The organism is Affinirhizobium capsici (assembly GCF_977018625.1).
The window spans coordinates 1834155-1853471 of record NZ_CDRNXD010000004.1 but is presented as its reverse complement, the minus strand read 5'-3'; the positions used below and the strand labels follow the sequence as shown (position 1 = coordinate 1853471).

Below are 19317 nucleotides of genomic sequence, written 5' to 3'. Positions count from 1 at the left end.
AATGGCCCCACAGCATCCTTATAAGCACGTCGATGAGATGCGTCCCTGGTCTGACCGGACGCATCTTCTGGAACTGGTCTCCTGGACGCCGGAAGCCCCGGATGTCATGACCTTCACCTTCAAGCCGGAGCATCCGGGCCATTGGTTCCGCTATCTGCCGGGGCAGTTCGTCACGCTGGAGCTTCCAGTGGGGCCAGAGCCGGTACTGCGGACCTATACGCTCTCTTCCAGCCCATCGCGGCCCTATACGGTTGCGGTCACGGTGAAGGCGCAGAAGAACAGCATCGGCACACGCTGGATGTTCGAGAACCTGAAGCCGGGCATGAAAATCCGTGCCATCGGGCCGCTTGGCGATTTCTCCTATGTAAAACATCCCGGCGAGAAATATCTCTTCATTTCCGCAGGGTCCGGCATCACACCCATGATGTCCATGACCCGCGACATGGCGGATCGTCAGCCGGATTCAGATGTGGCCTTCATCCACTGCGCTCGCTCACCGGATGACATCATCTGCCGGTGGGAGCTGGAATATCTCGCGCGCCACCTGCCGCATTTCCACCTCGGCTTCATTGTGGAGCAGATTGGCCGATCGCAGCTTTGGTCTGGTTTGAAGGGCTTCGTAGACAGGGCAAAAATTTCGCTGCTGGCACCGGATTTCCTGGATCGCACCGTATTTTGCTGCGGACCGGAACCCTTCATGGCAACGGTGCGGGAATCGCTCAAAAGCGCTGGCTTCGATATGAGCCGCTACCACGAGGAGACCTTCCAGCCAGTTGCCCCGGAACTGCCTGTGGTGGTGGCGGATGCAGACGGTGAGGTGAGGGCGCACAAAGTGTCCTTCTCCATGACTGGCAAGGATGCCAAGTGCGAGCCGGGCTTTACTGTGTTGCAAACTGCGCGCGCCAATGGTGTGCGCATCGGTGCGGCTTGTGAATCAGGCCTCTGCGGCACCTGCCGTGTCATGCTGGTTTCCGGCGAAGTGGACATGAACCACAATGGCGGCATTCTCGATGAAGAGATAGAAGAAGGCTATATTCTCGCCTGCTGCTCGCGCCCCAAGACGGACATCGAGGTCGAGGCGTAACGGCTCCGCTATCACAATTTCGTGCCTTCTTTTGACTGGAACTCCTAACGCATTCCGTGCGTTAGGCTGGAAATCCAAAACAAAAAGAGGAAGCACATTGATGGGTATTCTCTCCCGAAAGTTTGCCGTTCTGGCAACGGCACTTGCCGTTACGGTCACGGGCCTTGCTCCCGCGCAGGCCATGCCGGTCATGGCTGTAACGAGCACGCAGGCAAGAGATGAAGCGCCGGTTGTGAACGTGCAGTGGGATCGCCGCGATGCACGCCGCTGGGAGCGTCATCACGATCGCCGATGGGATCGCCGTCATCATGCACGTTCCGGCTATTACAACGGCTACCGCGGCTATCGTGAGCGTCGCTCCGGTTATCGCTACCACAATGGTTACTGGTTCCCGCTGGCAGCGTTCGCTGCAGGTGCCATTATCGGCGGCGCAACATCAGCGCCTCGTGCAGTGGCACCTGCAGGTCGCTATAGCTCCAGCCATTATGCTTGGTGCCAGCAGCGCTACAAGACTTACCGCGCTTCCGATAACACCTACGTTGCCAACAGCCGCGGTGAGCGCCGTCTCTGCAACTCGCCCTATTGATCTGGTTGGGAAGTAAAAACCATGACCCGGCCGAGCATGCGCTCGGTCGGGTTTTGCGCTCACGGCTCACGTCCAGCGCGCGAAATCGTGAAATTTTTATTAATCACCCGTTCAGCTTGCAGTTTTTAAGCTTCCACCTCAGTTCCCGCGTATGGCTGGCATCGACGATCAGCCGCCTGCGCGGTTCTTCAGATGATCGCAAAAGTGGAGTTTGAAATGACCACGATGACAAAGAAGGTCTCGCTCCTTGGCCTTTCGGCCGTCATGCTCGCCGGGTCTCTGGTCTCGGCAGAAGCCATGCCGCTGACAAGCGCCCCGGTGGTGAAGAGCGATGTGCAGACCGTGCAATATTGGCGTGATGATCGCCCCCGTTGGGCGGACCGCGGTTATTATCGCGGCGGTTACTATCGTGAAGGCTATTATGGTGGCTACCGTGGCTACCGCGAACGCCGTGACGGCTACCGCTATCACAATGGCTATTGGTTCCCGCTCGCCGCCTTCGCAACAGGTGCCATCATTGGAGGCGCTATCGCCCAGCCGCGTTATGTCGCTCCGGCTCCTCGTTATGTTGCGCCAGCTCCGCGCTATGTGGTTCCAGCGAACGGCTTGAGCCCGCGCCATGTGCAGTATTGCTCGGCGCGTTACCGCTCCTACGATGTCTATAGCAACACCTTCCAGCCCTATAATGGGCCACGCCAGCAGTGCTACTCGCCTTATTCCTGATCCAAATTCTGGATGAAGGCCGCCCTCGAGGCGGCCTTTTTCATACCCTATAGAATACCGGCTCGTTTCAAGAGCCACCAGGCTCCCAGAACCGACAAAACAATCAGCGTGAGCGCATAGCCTGTTCCGCCAGAAACATGGGCGAAGGGCAGTTCGGACGTGTTCATGCCGAAGAAGCCCGTTACCAAGGTCGGCGGCAGCAGGAAAGCCGTCATCAGCGAGAGAATGTAAAGATGGCGGTTGGTTTCCGACGAGAGCTTGGAATCCATCTCTTCATGCAGAAGGCGCGCTCGTTCCTGTAACGCATAGACATCGTAATCAACCGATTCCAGCCGCGCCATCACCCTGCTTGCGGCATCGTCGAAACCAGGCGGCATCTCGTCGTCGTCGGATGCTGCAGCCCGGCGCATAAGGGTGAGGATGGTGCGCAAATGCCTGTGCAGTCGCACCACGGTCCGGCGCACGGGCGCCAGGCGGCGCCGCTCGTCACGCGGGGTGTTGTCGTAAACGATATCCTCGATCTGGTTCAGTTCCTCGGTCAGCTCCATCACCAGCGAAATCAGCGTGCGCTGGAACTCGACGACGATCATCTCGAAGATGTCGATGGGATGGCGATAGCGGCCCGGGTTCTTTTCCAGCGCTGCCCGCACCCGGTCTATGGAGCGAAGCGGCTGGAGCCTTGTGGTGATGATCATGCGATCCACCACGGCAAAATGCAGCCAGCCGATATCGCGGGTGTCACTGTCGAATTCGCGCTGAAAATCCACCAGCGTGCCGTAAACGCTTTGCTCGTCCAGCGTGATGGAAGCATGGGTTTCATGCGTGGTAAGCGCGGCCACCGCATCAGGGCTCAAGCCGCCGAGGCTTTCCAGGAAAGCTGGCACGCGCTGATCCGCCAGGTTCAGATGCAGCCAAAGAAACGCCCCCTCGGCAGGATCTAGCTCGCTTCGCCCCATCTCCGGCTGAAGGCGAGCGCAGCTTTGGTGTTCGGGCAGAAGGTGATAGGCCCAGACAAGACCGGGAATAACAGGCGTTTGCAGCATGAATGGCCTTTGGCATTCGCAAAGAAAAAGCCCAGCTTTGACCGGCAATTGGCGCAAGGCAAGGACATACAGCCAGCCTTGTGCGCTCCCTATGCGACAGTCATGTGACACGGGATGAAGCTCAGGTAAGAGGAGTTGTGAACAGTCCGCGATTGACAGAGCCTCTTACGTTTACGTAAAAAGCAATCAGGAGATTTGCTGCCGCTTGTTCTATCGCGGGAGCTTAGAGGAGAACATCATGTACAAGGCCCCGGTGGAAGATATCGCCTTTACGCTGAACCATGTAGCCGGTTTGAAACAGGCGCTGGGTGAGGGGAAGCTCGGAGATCTCAGCGATGATCTTGTCGATGCGATCCTCTCTGAAGCCGGTCGCTTTGCAACAGATGAAGTCGCGCCTCTCGGTGACATCGGTGACAAGCAGGGCGCAAAGCTGGTGAATGGCAAAGTGGAAGTGCCGCCCGGCTGGGACAAGCTTTATCGCGATTGGTCTGCCGGTGGCTGGAACTCCCTGACTGCGAGCCCCGATTTCGGCGGGCAGGGCCTTCCACATATGTTGAATGTCGCAGCCCTTGAAATGTGGAATGCGGGTTCGATGGCTTTCGCACTTGGGCCGACGCTCACCATGGGTGCTGCTGATGCCTTGACCGCCCACGGCTCCGATGCCTTGAAGCAGACCTATCTGCCCAAAATGGTCTCCGGCGAGTGGATGGGTACGATGAACCTGACGGAACCACATGCGGGTTCTGATCTTGGTGTCATGAAAAGCCGTGCCGAGCGCCGTGGTGATGGTACTTACCGCATTTTCGGCCAGAAGATTTACATCACCTGGGGCGAACATGAGGTGACGGAAAATATCATCCACCTCGTCCTCGCTCGCCTGCCGGATGCGCCAGCCGGGACGCGCGGCATTTCGCTGTTTCTCGTGCCGAAATTCCTGGTGAACGAGGATGGGTCGCTCGGCGCACGCAACGATCTGCACTGCCATTCGCTGGAACATAAAATCGGCATCCATGGCTCGCCCACCTGCACCATGATCTATGGCGACGGCAAGTATGGCAGCGAGCCGGGTGCGATCGGCTATCTCGTGGGAGAAGAAAATCGCGGTCTCGCCTGCATGTTCACCATGATGAACAATGCACGTTTGGCCGTGGGCATGCAGGGCGTGGCCGTGGCCGAGGCTGCAACGCAAAAGGCTATCCAATACGCCAAGGACCGAACACAAGGCAAAGCCCCCGGCTGGACCGGTTCCGGTATGAGCCCCATCATCGAGCATCCGGATGTGGCGCGTATGCTGGTGACCATGAAAGCGCTCACGCAAGGCTCCCGCGCCATCTGCTATTCCTGCGCACATGCAACCGATATGAGCCACCATGCGGAAGGTGAGGAAGCACGCAACTGGGCAGAGCGGGCAGCACTTCTGACGCCGATTGCCAAGAGCTTTGCAACGGATGCGGGCGTGGATGTCTCCTCGCTGGGTATCCAGGTGCATGGCGGCATGGGCTTTATCGAAGAAACTGGTGCCGCACGTCTTTGGCGCGACAGCCGCATTGCCCCGATCTATGAAGGCACAAACGGCATTCAGGCGGCGGATCTTGTGACCCGCAAGCTGCCGCTTTCGGATGGCAACCACGTTCGCGGTTTCATTGGTGAGTTGAAGCAGATCGCCGAGCAGGTGCGCGGCTCCAATCTGGAAGGCTTCGGCGAAACCGCAGATCGCCTTGCTGCTAGCCTTGCCGATCTGGAGGAGGCAACGAACTGGTTGCTGGAACGTCTGGCCTTGGGCGATGCCGCCTCTGCCTTGGCAGGTGCGACGCCTTACCAGCGCCTTTTCGGCCTGGCGCTCACGGGTGCCTATCTCGCAAAGGGTGCGCTGGCAGAAGAAGAGCATGAGCGCGACAAGCGGCTCTCGCTTTGCCGCTTCACGGCTGAAAACCTGCTGGCGGAAACGGTTGCTCTGAAAGATCGCGTCATCAGCGGTGCCGAAAGCCTGAGCGCTGCCCGCGCTTTGTTTGCCTGAGAAAGGTCGGGGGAAAATCATGACGGATCATATTCTGATCGAACGTCCCTCAGCACAGGCGGGGGTTTTGATCATCCGGCTCAACCGGCCAGAGAAGAAAAATGCCCTGACCTCTGACATGTATCGAAAAATGGTCGATGCACTGGGTCAGGCCGATGCGGATGAGAGTGTTCGCGTGGTGGCCTTTCTCGGTACGGAGGGATGCTTCTCCGCCGGTAACGACATGGGGGATTTCCTCAGCTACGCCATGTCCGGCACATTGGAAGCGCCGGCGGCGGTGGATTTCCTGAAAGCGCTGGTCGCTTTCGGCAAGCCTCTCGTGTCGGGCGTAGACGGGCTTGCCATTGGCATTGGCACAACATTACATCTTCACTGCGATCTCACTGTCGCCTCCTCGCGCAGCCAGTTCCGCACGCCGTTCACCGATCTGGCCCTGGTGCCGGAAGCGGCCTCCAGCCTTCTGGTTCCGCGGTTGGCAGGTCATCAGCGGGCATTCGCGCTTTTGGCGGCGGGTCTGCCATTGACAGCAGACGAGGCGCAGCTGGCCGGGTTGATCTGGAAAGTTGTGGAGGCGGAAGCGGTTGAGCAGGAAGTGCTGGCACTCGCGGCATCTCTGGCAACCAAGCCCGCTGGCGCTTTGCGCATTGCCCGCGATCTGTTGCGTGGGGACGGTCAGGATGTTCTGGCTCGGATCGATGCCGAGATGGTGCATTTCGCCGCACAGTTGAAAAGCCAGGAAGCGCGGGCCGCCTTCGAGGCATTCATGAAGCGCCGATCCTAAGATCCTGGGGGCCCTTTGCTATGCAAAGGGCTTTGATATCTGTCAATTCTTTGAAATTTAGAGGATGCAAAAATTCTTAAGCATCTGAAATGATTGCGTGTATTATTTACATGCGACAACTTCTTTAACGGCAGCGACGTAAGCCCCTGTAATGGTTTAGGGTATGTTAAGCCCTGCACCCGATATGTAATTTGAATTTGTCAATTCTGCAGGCCGGGATGCTGCCGGACCGATGTTCCCAACATGATGTTTCTGCCGGTTAGGCAAGGAGACTGGCGTGCTTGAGCGTGCTGGCTCACTGCCTGTTTTGAGGGAAGTCTCGCATGCTGAAAAGCGCCAATCTCATGACGCGCATCCTTGTTGCTGCAACCACGGTTGTAGTCTTCGCGCTCGGTGCCTTTACCCTCTACGGGGATCGTATCCAGTCCAAATTGCTTGCTGATACAGTTCAGCATGAGGTAGATATCGCTGGCAGCCTTGCCGGTGAGAGCATGGCAAACTGGCTTAATTCCAATATACAGCTCACCAGAATGATTGCATCGGCTGCGGAAAAACTGTCTACGCCGGAAGACATTCGTGGAATGTTGAAGAACGATGCGCTTGCCCATTTCTCCAGCTCCTATATTGGCGATGAACAGGGCGTCTTCACCAACTGGCCCATAAAGGCGGTTCCGGCGGATTATGATCCGCGCAAGCGTCCCTGGTACAAGGCCGCCATGGCTGCCAATGCCACGATCCTCACGGAACCCTATGTATCTGCCTCCGAAAATGAGCTGACTGTTACCGCTGCCGTTCCGGTCCGCAAGGATGGTAAGATTGTCGCCATTGCTGGCAGCGACTTCCCGCTGAAGACGCTGGTGGATCAGATTGCCGCGCTTAACTTCAACGGCACGGGCCATGCCTTCCTTATCAACGATGCAGGCAAGATTCTGCTGCATCCAAACAAGGACCTGATCAACAAGAATGTCAGCGACCTCTTTCCTGAGCTGAAGGGCCGCAGCGCGACTTTGACGGAAACGCGGTTGAACGAGAAGCCGGTTCTGGTCAGCTTCCTGGCCGTCAAGGGCTTGCCGAATGTTCAGTGGCAGCTCGGCTTTGTCTTCGACAAGGATGTGGTGTTTGCCCCTCTGGTCGAGGCGCGCATCGGTGGTGTGGTCGCAACCCTTCTCGGTGTTCTGCTGATGAGCGGCATGCTGGGTTTCGTGATTTCCCGCGTTGTCGTTCGCCCGGTCACCGCCATGACAGCCAGCATGGACCGTCTGGCTGCAGGCGATGTGGGCGCGCAAATTCCCGGTGTCGAACGCAGGGATGAAATCGGTCGAATGGCCGCAGCCGTGGCCGTTTTCCGTGACAACATGATCGAACGTGGCCGCCTGTCCAGGCAGGCCGATGAAACCCGCACGCTCAGCGAACAGGAGCGTCGTGAGCGCGAAGCGCTGAAAGCGCAGGAGGCAGAACAGATCGCGTCAGTGGTTCAATCTCTGGCGCAAGCGCTCGGCCAGCTCGCCAATGGCGATCTCACCTGTCGCATCCAGAAACCCTTCGCAGGTAATCTGGACCGTCTGCGCGTGGATTTCAACGAGGCCGTGCTTCGCCTGAACAGTGCCATGGTGACTGTTGGCCAAAACGCGCGCGCTATCGATAACGGCGCGGCTGAAATCCGCTCCGCCGCCGATAATCTCGCCCGCCGCACGGAACAACAGGCAGCCTCCGTGGAAGAAACAGCAGCGGCGCTGGAAGAAATCACCACCACCGTCAAGGATTCCGCCCGTCGCGCCGAAGAAGTGGGCAACCTTGTTGCACGCGCTCGGTCGGGTGCGGAAAAATCGGGTGAGGTAGTGCAGCAGGCTGTTGAAGCCATGCAAAGCATCGAGAAATCCTCTGAGGCAATTTCCAACATCATTGGCGTGATTGATGAGATTGCCTTCCAGACAAACCTCTTGGCGCTGAATGCCGGTGTCGAGGCCGCACGTGCCGGTGAAGCGGGCAAGGGTTTTGCTGTCGTGGCGCAGGAAGTGCGTGAACTCGCCCAACGTTCGGCCAATGCGGCGCGTGAAATCAAGGCCTTGATCACCACCTCCAGCGGTCAGGTGCGCGGCGGTGTGGATCTCGTCAACAAGACGGGCGAAGCGCTTTCCGTCATCGTGCGCGAGGTGCAGGAGATCAACACCCATATCCACGCCATCGTCACGGCATCGCGTGAACAATCGACCGGGTTGCAGGAGATCAATACAGCAGTGAACACCATGGATCAGGGCACGCAGCAGAACGCCGCCATGGTGGAAGAGCAAACGGCCGCAAGTCATGGTCTGGCGCAAGAGGCGGCAAACCTCAACGGTCTGCTCTCGCAATTCCGCATTGATGAAGGTGTTCAGTCGTCATCGCCGGCACGCCGCGTGGCATGAAGTCTTAAACATATTCGCTCATGAGGAGGGGGTGCTGAGCGCCCCCTTCTGTTCATTCACCAGCCATTAAGTGAGCAATGCTCAAGCTCCTTTCAAATGTTCAAGGAGATGTTCATGAAGATCGTCACGCTGACAGTTGCGCTTTTGGCAGCCGGTGCCGGTGCAGCCCTGGCCCAGGACGGGCCTAACTCCCGCACCTATAACAGCAGCGATTTCAAGCCGCGCCAGCGCTATGTTTGCGTCGTGCCGCCACCACGCAGCGCTGACCAGCAATATCCCAATGTTTGCCGCGCGCCGGAAGGCCGCGTCGGCGGCAGCTGCCGTTGCCCCAATGTGACAGGAACCGGCACGCTGCAATTGGGCGGCTGATCGGAAGCCTTATCGTTCGAGCAGGGCCACGGCTTCCACATGCGGTGACCAGAGGAACTGATCGACCGGAATGACCTGTTTGATGCGATAGCCGCCCTTTGTCAGGATGGAGAGGTCTCTCGCCAGGGTCAGCGGATTGCAGCTGACAGCCACGATCTTCTTCACCTGAGAGCGGGCAAGCTCTGCCGATTGGGCTTCCGCGCCCGCACGCGGCGGATCGAACACCACGGCATCGTAGGTCTTCAAATCCTGCGGTGTCATGGGCCGGCGGAAAAGATCACGCCGCTCAACGGTCAGGGGCTTCAGCCCTTGCGTCATGCGGGCCGCCTGATCCAGCGCCTTGACCGCACGTTCTTCGGATTCGACTGCGTGAACCGCCGTTTGACGGGCGATCCGAAGCGCAAATGTGCCGATACCGGAGAAAAGATCGGCCACGCGCTTTGCCTTGCCGATGTGCTCAATGGCGATCTTCGCCATGGCCTCTTCCGCTTCCTGCGTTGCTTGCGTAAAGGCGCCGGGGGGAATAACCACACGCGCACCGCCGAAATCCAGTTGCGGCTTGTGCGGCTCCACGATGATCTCGCCGTTACCAGAGACGCGGGCAATGCCCTGCAGCTTGATCACGGCTTCTGTCACGGCACGGCGTTCGCGGTCGCCCAGGCCGCCGCGCAGGCCATCCATGGAAATATCGAGCCCGGTCAAGGTCTCCGTCACTGTGATGCGAAAAGCATCGCTGCCAGTGGCGCGGGCAATGAGATGCAGTGCATCAAGGCGCGAGATGAGCGCGCTCGATGCGATGGGACATTCTTCCACCGGCACGACATGATGTGTCTCAGCCTGGTTGAAGCCGATGACGAGGCCTTTTTCCCGACGCCGCACGGTAAAGACGAGCCTCCGCCTTTGGTGAGCCTGTGCCTCGATAATATCGCCGACCGGGGCCTCAATGCCCTTGGATTTTAGTGCCTGCACCAGCAGATCACGCTTGAAGGCATTATAGCTGGACTTCGCCTGATGTTGCAGCGAACAGCCGCCACAGCTGCCGCCAACGCCTTCCGGACCAAAATGCTTGCAAGGCGGCTGCACCCGGTCCGGTGCCGTGGTGGCGAAGGACATCACAGTGCCTTCATCCTTCACACGGGCAATGGCAACAGTTTCACCCGGAAGCGTGTAAGGCACGAAGATCGGGCCCTTCTCGCCATGAGCAATGCCGCTGCCCTTATGGCTAAGGGCAGATATGGTGACGGTTTCGGTGGTCATGGTTCCTGCTTGTTCCGTGTTGCCAGCGGCTTTCGCCCAGCCAGCAGATATTCCTGGTTGCCGTCGCCGCCTGCAATGGGCGAGGGAATGAGGCCGAGCGCTTCCCAGCCCATCTCCTGTTCTAGCCAGATCTTGAGCCCTTCGGCGACATCCGGTGCGGTGGAAGGATCGCGCAACAGCCCGCCTTTACCAATAGCTTCGCGGCCAGCCTCGAACTGCGGCTTTACCAGCAACACGCACAATGCGCCCGGCTTGGCCATCTCAAGCGCTGGGGGCAGCGCAAGCTTCAGTGAAATGAAGGAGACATCGGAAACCACCAGATCGATAGGCTGTGCTTCGATATCGTCTTCGCTTAGATTGCGCGCATTCAATCCTTCCAGATTGGTCACACGCGAGTCATTCGCAATGCGTTCATGCATCTGTCCATGGCCCACATCAACCGCGGTAACATGGCTTGCGCCCCGCTCCAGCAGCACCTCCGTGAAGCCGCCGGTCGATGCGCCGATATCAAGACAAATTTGTCCGCGAGGGTCCACTGTGAAATGATCGAGCGCTGCCACCAGCTTTAAGGCGGCGCGGGAAACATAGGCTTGAGCAGGATCGGCAACGGCAAGCTCTGCGGAGGGGGAAACCACCTGTCCGGGCTTTGTCACCACTATGCCGTTCACCGTCACCGTGCCGCGCTGGATGGCATCGCGCGCACGCGAACGGCTTTCAAAAAGGCCGAGCGTGATGAGGAGTTGATCCAGTCTTTGAGGCTGCGATGTGGTCATGGCCTGTCCATGCCGTTCCTTCGAACCTCACGCAAGCAAAATCGCATTTCGCATCCAGCGACACCAGCATCTGGCGGTAAAATGACGATGGTCAATTCTATGCCGAGGTGCTTGAGCAGTGAGAGCTAAATATCTGACGATGCCTCTCTTTTTCGGCTCTTTTGATGCACCTGTTCAACTCAATCTTAATGAACTTCGGTTTGTGTAAGGCCCATGCTTTTGACTGTCTGAAACGCGGTGCCCAATGTCCTTTCGAGACCTGTCCATCAACAAAAAGATCATCACGACATTCCTTGCCCTGATGTCTGTTTGCCTATGCGCCTCTGCGGTTGTCTACTGGCAGGGCTTGCGCTCTTCCGATGCCTCGGAGGGTCTGGTAACGGCTCAGCACATTGTTGCCGCTGTTTCCACAGCCACGGAAGCGCAGCTGGAGCAGGCCATTTCCCACCGCGATTTTATGTCCAGCGGCGGTAGCGAACATTCCACGGCCATTCAAACCAAGCGCACTGCTGTTGTAACGGCGCTGGATGAAGCTCAGAAGCTTGCCAAAGGCAAGAGCGCCATTCTTGCATCGCTTGGCGATCTGCGCACGGCTGCAGATAATTTCAACGCGGCTGTCGTGAAGGCGCAAGGCCAGGGCGCTAGCGCTGCAATCCCTCTGGGTGAGTTTCGTCAGGCGGCTGCCAAAGTGCGCGCGGATGCGCAAGCTCTCGCAACAAGCATGGTTGCCGTGCAAAGCAATGCTCAAGCGGCTGTGCTGTGGACCCTCATCATCGGCGGTGGCGTGGCGGGCGTCATTGCAGTGGGCCTCATCTGGGCATTGTCTCGCGCCATTGTCACACCAATTGTTGGCATGACAGATGCCATGACCCAATTGGCGAGCGGCAACCACCGCATCAATGTACCGGCGCTCGACCGTGGCGATGAAGTGGGCCAGATGGCAAAGGCCGTCGCCGTGTTCAAGGATGCCGCCATCGAGAAGCTGCGCCTGTCTTCCGAAACGGAAGAAATGCGCCAGATGTCCGATCGCGAGCGGCAGGAAAACGATGCCCGAAAGGCGCGTGAGACGGCAGAGATTGAATTTGCCATGAACTCGCTGGCCGATGGTCTTTCCAAGCTGGCAGGCGGTGATGTTGCTTACCGTCTGGATCGCCCCTTTGCCGACCATCTGGATCGCCTGCGGGTCGATTTCAACCAGGCTCTGGGCCGCCTTCAGGATGCGCTGGAAAGCGTTGGCCGCAATGCGTCTGCCATCAATGCCGGTGCTGCCGAAATTCGCTCGGCCACGGATGATCTTGCAAAGCGCACGGAGCGTCAGGCTGCATCTGTGGAGCAGACCGCTGCCGCCGTGGAGGAAGTCACCACCACCATCAAGGATTCCGCCAAGCGTGCGGAAGATGTGGGCCAGCGGGTGGAGCGTGCCCGCGTGGGTGCCGAACGTTCCGGCGAAGTGGTGCGCCGCGCCGTCTCCGCCATGGAAGGCATTTCCAAGTCGTCCAACGAAATCGTCAACATCATCAGCGTCATCGACGATATCGCCTTCCAGACCAATCTTCTGGCGCTGAATGCCGGTGTTGAAGCCGCGCGTGCTGGCGAAGCGGGCAAGGGCTTTGCCGTTGTTGCACAGGAAGTGCGTGAACTGGCGCAGCGTTCTGCCAATGCTGCCCGCGAAATCAAGACGCTGCTTACCACCTCCAGCCAGCAAGTGGATGCCGGTGTGGCGCTGGTGGGCGAAACGGGCGAGGCGCTTCAGGCCATCGTGGTCGAGGTTCAGGAAATCAACGAAAACATCAAGGCCATCGTTACTTCCACGCGGGAACAGTCCCTCGGTCTTCAGGAAATCAACCAGGCGATTGCCGCCATGGACCACAATACGCAGCAAAACGCAGCCATGGTGGAAGAGCAGACGGCTGCCAGCCACGCGCTCGCTCGCGAGGCAAGCGGCCTGGATGATCTGCTTGGCCAGTTCAAGCTTGGAACAGTGAATGCGAAGCCGCGTGTGCAACCCGTCTCCAGCCCGGCGACCAGTGGTGTAGCCTCTGCTGCGGCACGGCCCGTGCCAGCACCGCAGCCCACACCAAAAGCAGCGCCACGTGCGGCTGTGGGGCGTGGGCCGGTTGCCGCCACCGCCACCTCGCGGCCAGCGGCCTCTCCGGCCAATGCTCTGCACAGCTCATTGGCTAAAGCCTTCGGCTCTGCATCCCCCGCCGTCAAGCCCACCCAGGATAACTGGGAAGAGTTTTGAGCAATCACGAAAGACAGGTTGAAAGGGCGGCGCAAATGCCGCCCTTTCCCGTTTTGGATAAAGTGATTTCACACCTGCACTTTGCGGGCGTTTGGGCTAACCTTCGCAAGGGCATATGGGAACGGGTCTCATGAAAATCTTCATCTTTGGGTTTGCAGGAATTCTTTCAATCGCGTCACCCGCCGCCGCCAATGATACGATGGCGGAACTGCGCACCGGCGGGCTGGAATATGTCACTTCCAGCCATGTCACGATGGCTGAGGAAGAGCTGTTTCTCTCCATGGATGAGGTGCGGGTGGATTATGTCTTTCGCAATGAAAGCGACAAGGATGTGACCAGCATCATCGCCTTTCCCATGCCGGATATTACCGGCAGCCCGGATAGCAATGTCGCAATCCCGGATTTCGAGGCTGATAACTTCCTCGGCTTTACCGTTACCCAGGATGGCCAGCCCATCCAGCCGCAATTACAGCAGCGTGTGAGTGCCCTGTCCATTGATTTCACAGAGGAGCTGAGGCGTCGCAACATTCCGCTTCTGCCCTATAGCGACAAGGCCGTAGATGCGCTGAAAGGGCTTTCGCCAGAAACCTTGAAGGAATGGCAGGGCCAGGGCCTCGTTTTTGCCGATGAGTTCGATGCGGGTCAAGGCTGGCAAACCGTTTATCGCCCTATCTGGACCATGCACTCTACCTATTGGTGGAAAACGACATTCCCGGCGAAGAAAGAGGTGCGCGTCAGCCATCGCTATAAGCCGAGCGTTGGGGGAACGGTTGCTATTTCTTTCCTCAGCAATGGCAAGCCGACCGAGGGCTTCAATGATTACAAGACCCGCTATTGCATGGATGACAGCTTCGTCAAAACCGCCGCCAAGCTCGATCAGGCAGGCCAGGCGAGCGGCCCGATCTATACCGAAGCCTGGCTTTCCTACGTGCTGAAAACTGGCGCAAATTGGGGCGGTACCATCGGCAAGTTCAAGCTCACCATCGATAAGGGCAAGCCGGACAATTACTTAAGCTTCTGCGGCGAAGGCGTGAAGAAAACCGGCCCAACGACTTTCGTAATGGAAAAGACCGACTTCTGGCCACAGAAGGATCTGGATCTGTTGTTATTGGTGTCAAACCCGCCAATGCAGCAATAGGCATGGACCGGAATTCTCCGGTTTGTGCAGTCACTTTTAAGCGGAGGATATGACCGTGAGCGACCACCAAGGAGAGAATCCGTTCGATGGACCTCAGATACAGGAGATGCACTATGAGCGGGCTGATATGGCTGGCGCTCATTTTGATGGTGTGAATCTCGCAGATGCCCGGTTCTACGCGGTTTTGACGAATGCAAAATTTAGCGACACCAATCTGAGCGAAGCGGTTTTTGACGATGTCAGCCTTGCAAATGCGCGCTTCAATAACGTCAACCTGTCTGGTGTCTCGATCACGAACGCTAACCTGTCGGGCTTGACAATAAGCGGTGTCACCTTGGCAGGCTCAGACATTCAAAATGCCGATCTGACCGGGATGAAGATCAACGGCGTTCTCGTTACAGATCTGTTCCTGGCCTTTGAAAAAGCCAAGCCCTAAAGCGCTCGGAGCGATATTTCAGTTTACCGCCAACGCTTTAGGTCGTTCTTTCGACGCATGTCGTTTTGCAAAACCGTTGCACGCCATGCGCCTGGAAGCCTTACTCTCCTGAGAATTTGACCGTCACACCGCGCTGGCGAAAATAGGCCTGCATAAGCTTTCGGCCGGAACGATTGTTGTGTGCAAGCTTGGCTGGCTCAAATACGGCCTCCTTCAAGCCTTCCCGCGCCAAGGCTGCTTTGAGGGTTGCGATATGCACGTCAAGATCGGCATTATCCGCCTGAAGGGATTCGTAGATGCGGTTTGTCGCATCTGCTACGGTCGCTTCGCTCACTGCTGTACTCCTGCTATTATTCGGTTGGCGCTTACCACATTTTTCGCCTGCGGAATAACACCTTCATACCGACGAATACTATTAGAGGAGCGATACTAGGAGCGACGCGCCCGGAAGATATGCTTCCAGAGGGTGCCACCGAAATACTTGTTGCCAATAACGAAGTAGGCAACGATCAAGGCGAAGCACAAAAGCGCCGGACCGCCATTCAGGCTGAAGCCCGCCTCAGTCATGCCGCCGAAAATATACGCGATGCCCAGGCCAAATACCCAGAATGCTGTGAAAAAATCGAAGATTGCTGCAAGGACAATACGCCAGGTCGCTGGCTGAGGCCGAGTTTCATTTGCCGTTTCCATAGATGATATCCCGTAAACGTCTAATATCTGCTGTGCCGCTTAAGTCTCTTTTCATCGAGCGATGGAATTAAGCGCACGTGTCGCAGGATCAAGCGACAGTTGCAAAAATCATTTGCTGTTTGGCTGGTCGAGCAAGGCGTGAAGCTGCCTCACTCACCCAGCGGCACCCACCTGCACGCCACGGCCCAGCGCATCGAACACGGTCTTCACGATCCCCGCACGATCAAGCCCCGCCTTGGCATACATGACTTCGGGCTTGGCCTGATCCATCCAGAGGTCAGGCAGCACGAGGGAGCGGATCTTGAGGCCGCTATCCAACAGGCCGTCATTGGCCATGAAATGCATGACCTGTGAGCCAAAGCCGCCCACGGCACCTTCTTCCACGGTCACCACGATTTCATGATGACGGGCGAGCTGGCGAATGAGGTCGTGATCCAGCGGCTTGGCGAAGCGGGCGTCGGCAACACTGGTGGAAAGGCCAGCGGCCTCGAGGTCTTCTGCCGCCAGCAGACAGTCTGCCAGCCTCGTGCCGAAGGAGAGGAGGGCAACCTTGGAGCCTTGCTTCATGACACGGCCCTTGCCGATCTCCAAAATCTCGCCGCGCTCCGGCATCTCCACGCCCACGCCTTCGCCGCGCGGATAACGGAAGGAGATCGGGCCTTGGTCGTAAGCAGCGGCGGTGCGCACCATGTGCTTCAACTCCGCCTCGTCGGCAGCTGCCATCACCACGAAACCGGGGAGGGAGGCGAGGAAGCCGGTATCGAAGGAGCCCGCATGGGTCGGACCATCGGCACCCACGAAGCCCGCGCGGTCAATGGGGAAGCGCACAGGCAATCCCTGAATGGCTACATCATGCACCACCTGGTCATAGCCGCGTTGCAGGAAGGTGGAATAAAGCGCGCAGAAGGGCTTGTAGCCTTCCGAGGCGAGACCGGCGGCAAAGGTGACTGCGTGTTGCTCGGCGATGCCGACATCGAAAGTACGCTCGGGAAACAGGTCGTGCAGCTTGTCCAGCCCCGTGCCGGAAGGCATGGCGGCAGTGATGCCGACGATTTTCTCGTCCAGTTTGGCTTCCTGAACCAGCGCATCGGCGAACACATTCGTGTAGCTGGGTGCGTTTGGCTTGGCCTTGGCTTGGGCGCCGGTAATCACATCGAACTTGTTGACGCCGTGATATTTGTCGGCAGCTGCTTCCGCGGGTGGATAGCCCTTGCCTTTTTGCGTGACCACATGGATGAGCACCGGCCCCTTGGCATTGTCGCGCACATTGCGCAGCACGGGCAGAAGATGCTCGAAGGAGTGTCCGTCAATCGGGCCGATATGGTAAAAGCCCATTTCCTCGAACATGGTGCCGCCGGTCACATAGCCCCGCGCATGTTCCACGGCGCGGGTAATGGCACGGTCAATGTTCTTGCCAAGATAGGCCGTCAGCTTCTTGCCGATTTCGCGCACACCCATATAGGTGCGGCCTGAGGCAAGGCGCGCCAGATAGGCGCTCATCGCGCCAGTCGGCTGCGCAATCGACATGTCGTTATCGTTGAGAATAACGATGAGGCGCGCATCCAGCGCACCGGCATTGTTCAGCGCCTCATAGGCCATGCCAGCGGAAAGAGCGCCATCGCCGATAATGGAAATGACATTACGCGGCGTGCCGGAAAGTTCCGATGCCACAGCCATGCCTAGACCAGCGGAAATGGAGGTGGAGGAATGCGCAGCACCAAAGGGATCGTATTCGCTTTCCGCCCGTTTGGTGAAGCCGGAAAGCCCGTTTTCCTGCCGCAGTGTGCGAATGCGGTCGCGGCGGCCGGTCAGGATCTTGTGCGGATAGCACTGATGGCCCACATCGAAGATCAGCCGGTCATGCGGCGTGTTGAATACTTTGTGGATGGCGATGGTAAGCTCCACCACGCCAAGGCCAGCGCCCAGATGTCCACCCGTTTTTGAGACCGCGTCAATCATCTCGTCGCGCACTTCGCGCGCAAGCTGGGGCAGATCACGGTCTTCGACCTGCTTCAGATCGGCTGGAATATGAACCTGATCCAAAAGCGGCGTTTTCGGGTTGGATGTCACGGAGTTCTGGCCTTTTCTGCTCTCTCATCCGGAGCCTGCGTTTCTACTCAAATTGATAAGAAACGCGGCTTTTTCAAGTGTCGATGCCTCGCGCTTCTATAGGATTTTCACGCTCCAGGGCAAAGGCTGTTTGAATAAAATCGCCCTGCGGCAACAAGAAATGCCATCCGCGAGAGTGCCGAAACCGCCTTTCAGCTTCGCCGCAGGTCTCCGCTCATGGTGTTTTTTATCTCCCGGAACCGAAAGGCACGAACCGCGTTCATGGTCGGTATCAAATCCGAAGGTGGAATTCATGAACAAGCTCATCCTTGCTGCAACCCTTGCGCTGTCGTCAATCATTGCAATCCCTGCGGCCTCTCATGCCGAAACTGTCGTCATTCGTTCCGATAACGGTATGCACCGCGGCGACCACTATCGGGGCCACCATTACCGGACAGTTCGCGAGGACCGCCGCAAGCACTGCATGACCAAAAAGGTCACCACATTCCGTCATGGTGAACGCGTAACGCGCGTGACGAAGGTCTGCCGTTAAGCGCATCCAGCGGTGAAGAGCGAGAGGCGTTGATCTTCTGCTCTTCACGTCTGCCTTGGTTAGCTCGCCTAAGGCAAAGGCACAAATTCCTCTTCATCCCCCGGCACTATGTCGAAACGGCCAGTTCTCCATTCCTCTTTTGCCTGTTCGATCCGCTCCTTGGAGGAGGAGACGAAATTCCACCAGATGTAGCGGCGGGAATTCAATGCTGCGCCGCCAAATAGCATCACGTGGCAACCTTCCGGCCCGCCCTCTAACGTAATGTCGTCGCCGGGGCGGAAAACGAGCAATTGATCCTGCGCGAAACGGTCTCCCGCAACCTTAAGCGAGCCGGAAAGAATATAGATGGCCCGCTCCTCCGACCGGGCAGAGAAGGGGAAGCGGCGTCCAGCTTCCAGCCGCAAATCCACATAAAGCGTATCAGTGAAGGTTCTCACCGGAGAGGCAAGCCCATCGAGATTGCCAATCACCACCTGGCCGGAAATGCCGGGCATATCGATCAACGGCATTGCGCTCTTGGCCGTATGATCGAAGGTTGGTTCGATTTCCTCCTTCTCGTCCGGCAGCGCAAGCCATGTTTGCAGGCCGGACATGGCAAGCGGATGGCCACGCAGGTTCTCCGGCGTGCGCTCTGAATGCACGATACCCCGCCCCGCCGTCATGAGGTTTATATCGCCGGGTCGGATGACAAGTTCGGTGCCAAGGCTATCGCGGTGCTTGATCTCGCCATCGAAGAGATAGGTGACCGTGGAAAGACCGATGTGTGGATGTGGCTTTACGTCAAGCGCCTCATCGGCGCGCAGCACCGCAGGCCCCATGCGGTCGAAAAAGATGAAAGGCCCCACGAGCCGCCTCTGGCGCGTGGGCAGCGCCCGGCGCACTTCAAACCCGCCAATATCGCTGGAGCGCGGGATGATGAGGTTTTCAATGGCATCGCAGGCGAAGGAATCGCCGGGATCAGGGTCGTTTCCGGGAAAAAATGACATAGCCCAATGCCTCCTGCTTGCACTTCAGAGCAATCTAAATATCAGGCTGGGACGTGAATAGTCCAATCTTGTGGTTTTGCTCTCACATCCTGTCAGCCATGCAAGAGTGTGGGGGCAGGGCCTCAACCTTGTGTTTTGACATTTGCGGCGTGAGTGAGTAGGAGAACCCTAAATGACGCTGC

At 58.0% G+C, this 19317-nt stretch carries 18 protein-coding genes; 11 read left to right on the top strand and 7 right to left on the bottom strand.

Annotation, left to right across the window (positions count from 1 at the left end; translation table 11 throughout):
- Position 1: 1 nt before the first annotated feature.
- From AC0JZ1_RS12385 to AC0JZ1_RS12375, 3 genes are all read left to right on the top strand, one after another.
- Positions 2-1084, top strand: coding sequence for an FAD-binding oxidoreductase (locus tag AC0JZ1_RS12385; RefSeq protein ID WP_471882662.1), 1083 nt, complete (start codon positions 2-4; stop codon positions 1082-1084).
- 106 nt (positions 1085-1190) lie between these two features.
- Complete coding sequence (locus tag AC0JZ1_RS12380; protein WP_471883434.1) at positions 1191-1670, top strand: BA14K family protein; 480 nt, start codon at positions 1191-1193, stop codon at positions 1668-1670.
- A 216-nt stretch (positions 1671-1886) separates the two neighbouring features.
- Positions 1887-2393: a BA14K family protein gene (locus AC0JZ1_RS12375; protein WP_471882661.1), complete on the top strand. Its 507-nt coding sequence runs from the start codon at positions 1887-1889 to the stop codon at positions 2391-2393.
- A gap of 47 nt (positions 2394-2440) precedes the next feature.
- On the opposite strand, the gene AC0JZ1_RS12370 is transcribed toward AC0JZ1_RS12375, so the two are convergent.
- Positions 2441-3436: a transporter gene (locus tag AC0JZ1_RS12370; RefSeq protein ID WP_471882660.1), complete on the bottom strand. Its 996-nt coding sequence runs from the start codon at positions 3434-3436 to the stop codon at positions 2441-2443.
- A 238-nt stretch (positions 3437-3674) separates the two neighbouring features.
- Here AC0JZ1_RS12370 and AC0JZ1_RS12365 point away from each other — a divergent pair, with 238 nt between their 5' ends.
- The 4 genes from AC0JZ1_RS12365 (at position 3675) to AC0JZ1_RS12350 (ending at position 9008) form a co-directional block, all read left to right on the top strand.
- Positions 3675-5453 carry an acyl-CoA dehydrogenase gene (locus AC0JZ1_RS12365; protein ID WP_471882659.1) on the top strand — a complete coding sequence of 593 codons (1779 nt, stop codon included), beginning with the start codon at positions 3675-3677 and terminating at the stop codon, positions 5451-5453.
- 19 nt (positions 5454-5472) lie between these two features.
- A complete protein-coding gene (locus AC0JZ1_RS12360) occupies positions 5473-6234 on the top strand; it encodes a crotonase/enoyl-CoA hydratase family protein (RefSeq protein WP_471882658.1) in 762 nt (253 codons plus the stop codon).
- Between the two features lie 323 nt (positions 6235-6557).
- A complete protein-coding gene (locus tag AC0JZ1_RS12355) occupies positions 6558-8639 on the top strand; it encodes a methyl-accepting chemotaxis protein (RefSeq protein WP_471882657.1) in 2082 nt (693 codons plus the stop codon).
- Positions 8640-8753: 114 nt separating this feature from the next.
- Entirely contained in the window at positions 8754-9008 is a 255-nt protein-coding gene (locus tag AC0JZ1_RS12350; protein WP_471882656.1) for a hypothetical protein, read from the top strand.
- Positions 9009-9017: 9 nt separating this feature from the next.
- Here the strand turns inward: AC0JZ1_RS12350 and AC0JZ1_RS12345 are convergent, their stop codons facing one another.
- On the bottom strand, positions 9018-10265 hold the full coding sequence (locus AC0JZ1_RS12345) for a class I SAM-dependent RNA methyltransferase (protein WP_471882655.1): 1248 nt from the start codon (positions 10263-10265) through the stop codon (positions 9018-9020).
- The gene (locus AC0JZ1_RS12340) at positions 10262-11038 is read right to left on the bottom strand and encodes a TlyA family RNA methyltransferase (protein ID WP_471882654.1); all 777 of its coding nucleotides are present in this window, start codon (positions 11036-11038) and stop codon (positions 10262-10264) included. The genes AC0JZ1_RS12345 and AC0JZ1_RS12340 overlap by 4 nt, the downstream gene beginning before the upstream one ends.
- Positions 11039-11282: 244 nt before the next feature.
- Between AC0JZ1_RS12340 and AC0JZ1_RS12335 the strand changes: the two genes are divergently transcribed.
- The 3 genes from AC0JZ1_RS12335 to AC0JZ1_RS12325 all read left to right on the top strand — a co-directional run bounded on the left by AC0JZ1_RS12335 (position 11283) and on the right by AC0JZ1_RS12325 (position 14857).
- A complete protein-coding gene (locus AC0JZ1_RS12335) occupies positions 11283-13283 on the top strand; it encodes a methyl-accepting chemotaxis protein (protein ID WP_471882653.1) in 2001 nt (666 codons plus the stop codon).
- 130 nt (positions 13284-13413) lie between these two features.
- A complete protein-coding gene (locus AC0JZ1_RS12330; RefSeq protein ID WP_471882652.1) occupies positions 13414-14421 on the top strand; it encodes a DUF4424 domain-containing protein in 1008 nt (335 codons plus the stop codon).
- Positions 14422-14470: 49 nt separating this feature from the next.
- Positions 14471-14857 (top strand): pentapeptide repeat-containing protein, encoded by a 387-nt coding sequence (locus AC0JZ1_RS12325; RefSeq protein WP_471882651.1) that lies wholly within the window; start codon positions 14471-14473, stop codon positions 14855-14857.
- A 100-nt stretch (positions 14858-14957) separates the two neighbouring features.
- Here AC0JZ1_RS12325 and AC0JZ1_RS12320 read toward each other — a convergent pair whose 3' ends face one another.
- From AC0JZ1_RS12320 to dxs, 3 genes are all read right to left on the bottom strand, one after another.
- On the bottom strand, positions 14958-15191 hold the full coding sequence (locus AC0JZ1_RS12320; RefSeq protein ID WP_471882650.1) for a hypothetical protein: 234 nt from the start codon (positions 15189-15191) through the stop codon (positions 14958-14960).
- 95 nt (positions 15192-15286) lie between these two features.
- Positions 15287-15547, bottom strand: a complete 261-nt coding sequence (locus tag AC0JZ1_RS12315; protein ID WP_471882649.1) for a hypothetical protein — start codon at positions 15545-15547, stop codon at positions 15287-15289.
- 153 nt (positions 15548-15700) lie between these two features.
- A complete protein-coding gene (gene dxs / locus AC0JZ1_RS12310) occupies positions 15701-17617 on the bottom strand; it encodes a 1-deoxy-D-xylulose-5-phosphate synthase (protein ID WP_471882648.1) in 1917 nt (638 codons plus the stop codon).
- A gap of 292 nt (positions 17618-17909) precedes the next feature.
- Between dxs and AC0JZ1_RS12305 the strand changes: the two genes are divergently transcribed.
- Complete coding sequence (locus AC0JZ1_RS12305) at positions 17910-18149, top strand: hypothetical protein (RefSeq protein WP_471882647.1); 240 nt, start codon at positions 17910-17912, stop codon at positions 18147-18149.
- 68 nt (positions 18150-18217) lie between these two features.
- Here the strand turns inward: AC0JZ1_RS12305 and AC0JZ1_RS12300 are convergent, their stop codons facing one another.
- Positions 18218-19135 (bottom strand): pirin family protein, encoded by a 918-nt coding sequence (locus tag AC0JZ1_RS12300; protein ID WP_471882646.1) that lies wholly within the window; start codon positions 19133-19135, stop codon positions 18218-18220.
- Positions 19136-19317: the final 182 nt, after the last annotated feature.

Excerpts from the sequence above, each read along its gene's own strand:
- AC0JZ1_RS12330 (WP_471882652.1), top strand. The coding sequence starts at position 13,414 with ATGAAAATCTTCATCTTTGGGTTTGCAGGAATTCTTTCAATCGCGTCA.
- AC0JZ1_RS12300 (WP_471882646.1), bottom strand. The coding sequence starts at position 19,135 with ATGTCATTTTTTCCCGGAAACGACCCTGATCCCGGCGATTCCTTCGCC.
- AC0JZ1_RS12385 (WP_471882662.1), top strand. The coding sequence starts at position 2 with ATGGCCCCACAGCATCCTTATAAGCACGTCGATGAGATGCGTCCCTGG.
- AC0JZ1_RS12305 (WP_471882647.1), top strand. The coding sequence starts at position 17,910 with ATGAACAAGCTCATCCTTGCTGCAACCCTTGCGCTGTCGTCAATCATT.
- AC0JZ1_RS12350 (WP_471882656.1), top strand. The coding sequence starts at position 8,754 with ATGAAGATCGTCACGCTGACAGTTGCGCTTTTGGCAGCCGGTGCCGGT.
- AC0JZ1_RS12360 (WP_471882658.1), top strand. The coding sequence starts at position 5,473 with ATGACGGATCATATTCTGATCGAACGTCCCTCAGCACAGGCGGGGGTT.
- AC0JZ1_RS12365 (WP_471882659.1), top strand. The coding sequence starts at position 3,675 with ATGTACAAGGCCCCGGTGGAAGATATCGCCTTTACGCTGAACCATGTA.
- AC0JZ1_RS12375 (WP_471882661.1), top strand. The coding sequence starts at position 1,887 with ATGACCACGATGACAAAGAAGGTCTCGCTCCTTGGCCTTTCGGCCGTC.
- AC0JZ1_RS12345 (WP_471882655.1), bottom strand. The coding sequence starts at position 10,265 with ATGACCACCGAAACCGTCACCATATCTGCCCTTAGCCATAAGGGCAGC.
- AC0JZ1_RS12335 (WP_471882653.1), top strand. The coding sequence starts at position 11,283 with ATGTCCTTTCGAGACCTGTCCATCAACAAAAAGATCATCACGACATTC.
- AC0JZ1_RS12315 (WP_471882649.1), bottom strand. The coding sequence starts at position 15,547 with ATGGAAACGGCAAATGAAACTCGGCCTCAGCCAGCGACCTGGCGTATT.
- AC0JZ1_RS12325 (WP_471882651.1), top strand. The coding sequence starts at position 14,471 with ATGACCGTGAGCGACCACCAAGGAGAGAATCCGTTCGATGGACCTCAG.
- AC0JZ1_RS12370 (WP_471882660.1), bottom strand. The coding sequence starts at position 3,436 with ATGCTGCAAACGCCTGTTATTCCCGGTCTTGTCTGGGCCTATCACCTT.
- AC0JZ1_RS12355 (WP_471882657.1), top strand. The coding sequence starts at position 6,558 with ATGCTGAAAAGCGCCAATCTCATGACGCGCATCCTTGTTGCTGCAACC.
- AC0JZ1_RS12340 (WP_471882654.1), bottom strand. The coding sequence starts at position 11,038 with ATGACCACATCGCAGCCTCAAAGACTGGATCAACTCCTCATCACGCTC.